Origin of the sequence: Bacteroides sp. CAG:189 (assembly GCF_000432295.1) — a bacterium.
GTDB lineage: Bacteria > Bacteroidota > Bacteroidia > Bacteroidales > Bacteroidaceae > Bacteroides > Bacteroides salyersiae.
Genome location: NZ_HF991016.1, coordinates 1 through 8,763, shown reverse-complemented (window position 1 = coordinate 8,763; position 8,763 = coordinate 1). Strand labels below are relative to the sequence as shown.

Here is an 8,763-nt window from a genome sequence, read left to right as displayed (position 1 = left end):
CCAATTGGCACATTGGCATATTGGCACATTGGCAAATTATTAACGCGAATGTAGCGTTTCCTCTCCGTTTATGCTAATATTCCTCTAAAATTTGTTTTCTTTCTAAAACAAACTTCCGTAATTTTCTGTTTAATAACACATACAATTCAATCCTAAACCACAAAAAAATTATGAGAATCAATCTACGTTTAGTATTAACGTTTCTTGCTATTGTTGTGTCTGCTACTTTGTGGGCGGCCGTGCAGCAAGAAATACGAATTTCGGGTACGGTGATATCCGATGGAGAGCCGTTGCCCGGAGTCTCTGTACAAATAAAAGGCGAGACTACCGGAACAATCACCGATATGGATGGAAAATATTCCATTTCCGCCCCTTCGGATGCCATACTCGTTTACCGCTTTGTCGGATTAAAAACGGTGGAACAATCGGTCAACGGGCGGAACATGATAAATGTCACTTTAGAGTCTGACAGTAAAGAACTGGATGAAGTCATGGTAGTGGCCTATGCCACCGCTAAGAAATATAGTTTTACCGGAGCTGCTTCTACCGTAAAGGGAGACGAGATAGCGAAGTTGCAGGTAGCCAGCGTTTCCCGTGCCCTTGAGGGTACGGTTTCGGGCGTACAGGCCAGCGCAGCCAGTGGCCAGCCCGGTACGGATGCGGAAGTCCGTATCCGAGGTATCGGTTCTATCAATGCTTCCAGTGCACCGCTTTATGTGGTGGACGGTGTCCCTTTCGACGGTTCTGTCAATTCCATCAATCCCGATGACATCGCTTCGATGACTGTATTGAAAGATGCCGCTTCGGCCGCCCTTTACGGTTCACGTGGTGCCAACGGTGTGATTATCATCACCACCAAGCAGGGGCAGACGGACTCTAAAACGACCGTCAACGTGAAAGCCTCGTTCGGAGGTTCCAACCGGGCTGTACGCGATTATGACCGTATCGGTACCAATGACTATTTTCAGCTCTATTGGGAAGCGCTGCGCAACCAATACGCCAAGGATACGGAAAACTATACGCCTGCCACCGCTGCCGCACAGGCTTCTAAAGATCTGGTGACAAAGCTGATGGGTGACGGCCCTAACCCTTATGGCACTAACTATCCGCAACCGGTGGGTACGGACGGCAAGCTCGTGGACGGTGCCCGGCCCCTTTGGGATTTTGACTGGAGTGATGCCATGGAGCAACAGGCTTTGCGTACCGAACTCAATCTGAATGTATCCGGTGGCGGACAGAAGAACCAGTATTTCTTTTCCGCCGGCTATCTGAATGATAAGGGTATTGCCCTCGAATCGGGCTACCAGCGTTTTAATCTCCGTTCCAATATCACCAGTGAGATGACTTCCTGGCTGAAAGGGGGCGTGAATATGAGCTTTGCGCATTCCATGCAGAACTATCCGGTTTCTTCGGATACGAAAACCAGCAATGTGATCAATGCCGGCCGCACCATGCCGGGGTTTTATCCCATTTATGAAGTAAATGCCGACGGCTCTTTAAAGACTGATGCGAACGGGGAACTTATTCCCGATTTCGGGTCGTACCGGCCTTCCGGATCGACATCGAACTGGAACTTGCCGGCTACGCTTCCTCTCGATAAGTCGGAACGTATGAAGGATGAATTTTCCGGACGTACTTTCCTGGAAGTGACCTTCATTCCCGGATTGAAATTCAAGACGAGTTTCAATTTCGACCTGATCAACTATAACTCACTCGACTTCACTAACTCCCTTATCGGACCTTCCGTGACCACCGGAGGTGGATCGAGCCGTGTGAACACCCGTACTTTTTCGTGGACGTGGAATAATATCGTCACTTACGATAAAACCATCGGCGAGCATCATTTCAATATCCTTGCCGGGCAGGAAGCCTATTCGTACCGTTATGACGAACTCTCTGCATCGCGTACCAAGATGGCTTTGCCCGATATGCCCGAACTGGTGGTAGGCTCGCAGCTTACGGGCGGTTCCGGCTATCGCATCGACTATGCTTTGGCAGGATATTTTACCCAGTTGCTTTATGATTATCAGAGCAAGTATTTCTTTTCCGCTTCTTATCGTCGCGACGGTTCTTCCCGTTTTGCACCAGAGACGCGTTGGGGTAATTTCTGGTCATTGGGCGCTTCCTGGCGCATCGACCGGGAGAATTTTATGATCTCCACGTCCGACTGGCTTTCTGCTTTGACTCTGAAAGCCAGCTACGGCGCACAGGGAAACGATAACTTAGGTACCTATTATGCCAGTAAGGGGCTTTATGCCATTGTCTCCAATTTGGGAGAGAATGCACTGGTTTCCGATCGTATTGCCACTCCGAAATTGAAGTGGGAAACCAATCTGAATTTCAATGTCGGCATCGACTTCTCCTTGTGGAACAACCGTGTATCCGGTTCGTTCGATTTCTTCCAGCGCCGTTCGAAAGATCTGCTCTATTCGCGTCCTGTGGCTCCGTCATTGGGGTATAAGTCGGTGGATGAAAATGTAGGTGCTTTGAAGAATACGGGTATCGAGCTTTCTCTGAACGGGACGCTGATCAATACTCAGGATTTTATCTGGAAATTGGGTCTCAATCTGACACATTATAAGAATGAGGTTACCGAGTTGCCTTTGAAAGACATGCCGCCTTCCGGAGTCAATAAGTTGGCGGTAGGACGCTCCGTTTATGACTTTTACACCAAAGAGTGGGCGGGGGTGGATCCCGAAAACGGAAATCCGTTGTGGTACATGGATATTCTCGACAAGGATGATAACGTCGTAGGGCGCGGGACTACCAGTGTCTACAAGGATGCCACCGATTATTTTGTCAATAAGTCCTCTTTGCCCAAAGTTTATGGCGGTTTCAATACCTCTTTCTCTTACAAGGGGGTGGAGCTGTCGGCTATATTTGCTTATAGTGTAGGCGGGTATATCATGAACCGGGACATAACGATGATTCTGCACAACGGCAGTTCTGCCGGCCGCGCGTGGTCGAAGGAGATATTGAACCGTTGGACTCCGGAGAACCGTTATACGGATGTGCCGGCATTGGCTACCACTACCAATAACTGGACGTCCTATTCCACCCGTTTTTTGCAGAATAACTCGTATATGCGCCTAAAGAACCTGACTTTGTCTTACACGCTTCCGAAGCAGCTTGTCAGCAAGGCGGCATTGAGTAACGTACAGGTTTTTGTGCAGAGTGATAACTTGTTTACCATTCACCGCAATCAAGGTCTCGACCCTGAACAAGGGATTACCGGATTGACTTATTACAGGTATCCCGCCATGAGATCTTTTACCGGGGGGATTAATGTGACGTTTTGATTTATGATTCACAGTTTAAAAATTCACGATTATGAAATATATATTTTCTTTTATGGCTTCTCTGCTTCTATTGGCGGGATGTAGCGGTGATTTTCTCGATAAAGAGCCGACAGATTCCGTAAGTTCCGATGAAGTCGGTGTGCCCGGCAATGCCGAACGGTTGTTTAACGGTGCCTGGTACAATCTTTTCGAATATGTTTATACGCTTGCCAATAGCGGTTACCGTGGGCTTCAATGCCAGGACGACATGATGGCGGATGATGTTGTTTCCCGTCCGGCTTATGGCTTTAACTCGTCTTATCAGTTCAACGACATCGCCATACCCAACAATACCCGTACCTCTTTTGCCTGGTATCTGATGTATAAGACGATTGATAACTGCAACACCGCCCTTGCCATACAGGGCGATACGGAAGCGCTCCGTCAGGCACAGGGGCAGGCATTGGCGCTTCGGGCTTTCTGCTATCTGCATCTGGCACAGCATTACCAGTTTACCTATTTGAAAGACCCTGCGGCTCCCTGTGTCCCTATCTATACCGAGCCTACTACGGATGATACCGCTCCCAAAGGGAAATCGACCGTGGCACAGGTCTACCAGCGTGTGTTTGATGATCTGGCTCTCGCTAAGGATTACCTGAAGAACTATACACGTAAAGGTGACGGGCAGAAATTCAAGCCGGATGTAAATGTCGTCAATGGGCTTTTGGCCCGTGCCTATCTGCTCACCGGGCAGTGGGAGGAAGCTGCAAAGGCTGCCGCCGCCGCCCGTCAGGGTTATTCGCTGATGACCACTGCCGCCGAGTACGAAGGGTTCAATAACATCTCTAATAAAGAGTGGATCTGGGGGCATCCGCAGACGCTTGCCCAATCCAGGGCTTCTTATAATTTCTATTTTCTGGATGCTACCTATGTGGGGGCTTATAGCAGTTTCATGGCCGATCCCCATTTCCGGGATACATTTTCGGACGGAGATATCCGCCTGGAGCTTTTTCAATGGATGCGTGAGGGATATTTGGGATATAAGAAATTCCACATGCGTGCCGATGATACAGCCGATATTGTATTGATGCGTGCTTCCGAAATGCTATTGGTAGAGGCGGAAGCATTGGCTCGCGACGGTTTCCCGGAAAAGGCGGTAGTGCCTTTGAATGAATTGCGTCATGCCCGTGGCTTGGGTGATTATGATTTAACCGGTAAGTCGCAGCAGGATGTTATCGACGAGATCTTGATGGAACGCCGCCGGGAATTGTGGGGCGAAGGGTTCGGGATCACCGATATCTTGCGTACGCAGCAATCCGTAAAGCGTACCATGCTTTCTGCCGAGGAGCAGAAACAGGAAGTGGATGCCTGGCAGGAAGGCGGAGGGTTCGCTAAAAGGAATCCGTTGGGACATTGGTTTGTTACTTTCTCCGAGGGAGAGGTATTTGTCCCGAACAGTACCAATTATCTGTATGCTATCCCGAAAGAGGAGACGGATGCGAATCCGAATTTATGATAAGAGTTGTTTCGTTGACACATTGTCAACTTTGACTTTTTGCTAAAGCTAACCTTGTAGAATTGCTTTGTTAAGGGATGGATAGGAATGGCTGCCGGAAATCTTCTTTATTGGAAGTGTTATTGGGGTGAATAGTTTGTATTAGAGGCAATTGTGTGATAAATAGGCCGTATATGTTTCTTTTATTGTGCATTTTGTCTTTATAATCTGTATTTGCTGTGATTTTAGATAATTGAGCATGATCGGGATTCGGACATCAACCAGCGTGAAAAAGCGCCTTTTGGAGAGGAAATAATTTATCTCGTAGAGTCTCTTGTCGTTTCTCGTAGAGTTTCGGACTGTTCCTCGTAGAGAAACCGAACTTATCATGCCGGGATAATGGAGTTGACATACCGGGATAAATCACATATTTATCCGGATAAGGTAAGAATATACAGAAAAAGCTGCATGATATTTGTTTTATTATGCAGCTTTTTCTCTGGTTGCAACTTTGCTTAGAAAGTGCTTGTTATAAAAATCATCAATAAGCGAACAAAAAGATGCTTATAGGAAGGTTTTGATGATATTTGTCTAATGTTGTTCTCTGTTCTTGATGGCAAACTTTATTTGTTGGAGAACATCCAAGTCCATTTATGCCAGATGCTTTCCAAAGGTCCTTGCTTGTGTCCGGATAGCCACCATTTGCAGAACCGTACTTGCAGGAGGAACAATACAAAACCGATCAATACACTGACTGTATATCCGCAATAAGGGGCTAAGTAAAGTCCGAAGGGGAAATAAATAATAGCCCCTGCTATGGATTGGGTGATATAGTTTGTCAAACTCATCTTACCATAAAAACGTAGACTCGTTACTGCATTTTTGAATTTCTCTTTCTGATAGAGAATAACGAAAGAAGCTACCAGTACAATGGTGAATGCAAACTTCTGCCACATGTCGAAAGCAGTGCCTACGGTTTGCTTAACTAAGTCGCTGTCGCTCTGCATAATCAGCTCTTTGAGTGAATAGAGCGGTGCAAAACTGATAGCTGCAAGGATCAACGCCTTTATCCAGAATTTGAGATGCAGTTCCGAAGTGACGAACAGTTCCTTTCTTCCTATATACAGTCCCATGAGGAAAAGCCCGGCTGTCTGCAGGAAACGTCCTGCACCGATTGCCCAAAACAGGCTCGCCTTTTGTCCTAATGTGATATTTCCTATCAGGAAATCCCAGAAGTTTCCGGCTTTTGTATAATCCGCTACTTCCTGATACATGGCTCCTACGCCTAAGTCGGGTAATGCATGCGAAGGATCGAAAAGAGACATGAAGTAATGATACCACTCTATGGGTTGCAGCAGGAGGAAAATAGCTGTGATCAGGATCGCTTTATCACTCCATTTGCGTACTAAAAACAGGATAATTCCCACGATAGAGAAAAGCAACAGAACATCTCCGGCAGGGAAAAAGGCTGCATTCAGCGTGGCAAAGGCCACCAGTAAAACTAATCTCCAGAGAAAGCGATAACCAAAATCTTTTCCTTTCTTTTGCTGATTATGACATTGGATATAGAATGTGAATCCGAAGAGCAGAGCAAATATTGCATAAGATTTTCCGGCAAATAGTGAAAAGATAACGTTGAAAGTTCCGTTATCGAGTATGTTCAGCCATTCGGGCGAATCTGTCGGATAGACAGGAAAGATGAAATGCTCTACGCTGTGTACAAGGAGAATAGCCATTACAGCAAAGCCTCTTAAGGCATCTACCACTTCGATACGTGGTGTTTTGTTTACGGTTGGTTGCATGTGGTTAGTGTTTTATCGTTTTTTCGTTTAATTTATTTTGCCTGTAAAGATAGAACAAAAAAGGGGAAAAAGTGGGATATATAGATAAAGTAATTGTTTTTTTCTTATGAAATATAGCCGGAATTTTAATAAAAAGAGGAATTGATGAAACCTTTTGGCATACCTTACTCGTTTCTTTGCACAAAATAACGGCAGCCTGTGATATGCGGAGATTTTTTGTTTTATAAATCCAACTGTTTTTTGTAGCTTTGTAAGCAGATAAATCTTGTGTAGGAGAAAAACAGAACTGATTTATAAAAGACATATTGCATAACTTGCAGACGATTATTTGATTTGGTTAAATCTGGTAAATTTAAAATGAGATCAAAAATAATTAGTCTAAGCATGTTTGTACCCTTCATAAAGGGCACAGGCTGCTTTTACTTATTTTGATCTCGGGCTTACCAGAGCCTAACCAAAGAAATAAGAAAAGGGGTGTTGTGTCCTTTTCTTATTTGATAACAAGCAGTATTTTGATAAAAAACAGTATAATGGGGGGAGGCCGAACCCCCGATAGAGTAGGTAACTTAAAAAAATAATAGTATGATTAGTCATTTATGGAAAGTCACTGCCAAGAAAGCGGTGGGAAAAGTTGCTAAAGGGATGGAAGTGGAAGTAGTGAAAAGCGGAACTACTGCCAAACCGGTTATTAAAGAGATAGAAGAAGCGTTTAAGCGCAAGTATGGAATTTCTTTGATTTCGGGATGTAGCTTGGCAAATTTCGATATGGTGGAAGTAAAATAATAGGTATCATGAGTTTATTTACAGAAGAAGATAAGATCTTCGAAGCGTGGGAAAAGGTATTGGAGAACTCGCATTTGGTAACAGACGGCATTGTCGATGAGAAAAAATGGTTAGAGTCTTCACCAAAAATATTGTTTGTATTGAAAGAAGCCAATCATAAAGGTAAACCACATTCTGCTTCTCTTTCAAGAGAATGGTTGTATGATGGAGCCGGAAGCAATACTTGGGGGAACATTGCGCTGTGGACACATGCTATCCGGCATTATAAAGAGAATCTTCAATGGTCGGATGAAATCAATCTACGTTCATTGGAAAAGGCGAGACGCAAGCATCATTTACAAACGGTCGTGGCGATGAATCTGAAGAAGACTCCCGGAGGTGCAAATTCCAATAAAGCCGAACTTCGTGAATTCGTGAAAAAACACAAGGGCTTGTTGCGCAGTCAGGTTGATCTTTATTGGTCTCAAACCGATATTATTGTTTGTTGTGGGGTAGAAGTTGGTAGCTTGTTCCGGAGCCTTATAAAAGACATTTCGTTGCAAAAGCATGTATTTGAAACTGCTGATAAGGAGATGGCAAAGAAAATTCTTTATTATCAGATCGGTGATGGAAAGCTGATTATTGATTTTTATCATCCGCAGGCTCATATAAGTAAGGGGTTTATGTATAATTCTATTCGCGACATTGTGTCGCTCTTCTACAAATCTTAGTTGAATAGGATTGGATATGAGTGCTGATGAGGTAACATTAACTAAAATTTCTGAGCTTCTGTATGAAACGCGTGCCAAAGACTTCATCGAGCATAGCTATCCGGCAACAATGCCAATACAATGATATTCTTTACTCAAAAAGGTAAATGTTACTGGTTAAAAGTATATGAAATTCCTGAAGGAACGAAGAACTCAAAAGAATGTGTCATTCAGAATCTGCTGAATATCGATTCTGACGATGCATAAGCCATGCAAAGAGAAATAAGAGTTTCGTTTTCATATCTGTTATTTTTAAGTTATTCCTTTGATGCAAAGGTAAAAGCAAGAGGGTGTCGAAACTTTCATAAATTAAAAATCACCCTCGCCACAGGCTGAACTGCACCCCAAAAGTTGGACATAAAACTTTAGGAGTGTAGTTCAGGCAGTTGTAGCGAGGGTGATTTCAATAAAAGGGGAGTTTTGACACATCCCCCAATTTGTTTTATCAGGAAGTTCACTTCCTTTTTTTGATTATTCAACCGGACTGAATGTGACTTGATTCACTTATCTGTTCCTTCACTCCATTGTTTACCGAAACTCGTCTGTTCTGTTTCCACGCATCCACGATGTCCGTGCACCTTACATTCATCCAACGCTGATTGTAACTGCTGGAATTCATCATCGGAAAGCGTGACGTTCCAAGCCCCCAGATTCTC

General features: G+C 44.5%; 6 protein-coding genes and 1 pseudogene. 5 read left to right on the top strand and 2 right to left on the bottom strand.

Annotated elements, in window-relative coordinates:
* The first annotated feature begins 170 nt into the window (after nucleotides 1–170).
* Both QVP90_RS03700 and QVP90_RS03695 read left to right on the top strand, forming a co-directional pair.
* A complete protein-coding gene (locus QVP90_RS03700) occupies nucleotides 171–3,299 on the top strand; it encodes a SusC/RagA family TonB-linked outer membrane protein (RefSeq protein ID WP_021935687.1) in 3,129 nt (1,042 codons plus the stop codon).
* Between the two features lie 31 nt (nucleotides 3,300–3,330).
* A complete protein-coding gene (locus QVP90_RS03695; protein WP_021935686.1) occupies nucleotides 3,331–4,794 on the top strand; it encodes a RagB/SusD family nutrient uptake outer membrane protein in 1,464 nt (487 codons plus the stop codon).
* 602 nt (nucleotides 4,795–5,396) lie between these two features.
* Here the strand turns inward: QVP90_RS03695 and QVP90_RS03690 are convergent.
* Nucleotides 5,397–6,575, bottom strand: a complete 1,179-nt coding sequence (locus QVP90_RS03690; RefSeq protein WP_021935685.1) for a DUF418 domain-containing protein — start codon at nucleotides 6,573–6,575, stop codon at nucleotides 5,397–5,399.
* A 582-nt stretch (nucleotides 6,576–7,157) separates the two neighbouring features.
* Here QVP90_RS03690 and QVP90_RS03685 point away from each other — a divergent pair.
* The 3 genes from QVP90_RS03685 (at nucleotide 7,158) to QVP90_RS03675 (ending at nucleotide 8,314) form a co-directional block, all read left to right on the top strand.
* A complete protein-coding gene (locus tag QVP90_RS03685; RefSeq protein WP_021935684.1) occupies nucleotides 7,158–7,358 on the top strand; it encodes a hypothetical protein in 201 nt (66 codons plus the stop codon).
* Between the two features lie 8 nt (nucleotides 7,359–7,366).
* Nucleotides 7,367–8,068 (top strand): hypothetical protein, encoded by a 702-nt coding sequence (locus QVP90_RS03680; protein ID WP_021935683.1) that lies wholly within the window; start codon nucleotides 7,367–7,369, stop codon nucleotides 8,066–8,068.
* 120 nt (nucleotides 8,069–8,188) lie between these two features.
* The gene (locus QVP90_RS03675) at nucleotides 8,189–8,314 is read left to right on the top strand and encodes a hypothetical protein (RefSeq protein ID WP_262359875.1); all 126 of its coding nucleotides are present in this window, start codon (nucleotides 8,189–8,191) and stop codon (nucleotides 8,312–8,314) included.
* A gap of 293 nt (nucleotides 8,315–8,607) precedes the next feature.
* Here the strand turns inward: QVP90_RS03675 and QVP90_RS03670 are convergent.
* Nucleotides 8,608–8,763 (bottom strand): annotated as a pseudogene (locus tag QVP90_RS03670) (aldo/keto reductase); the annotation flags it as partial.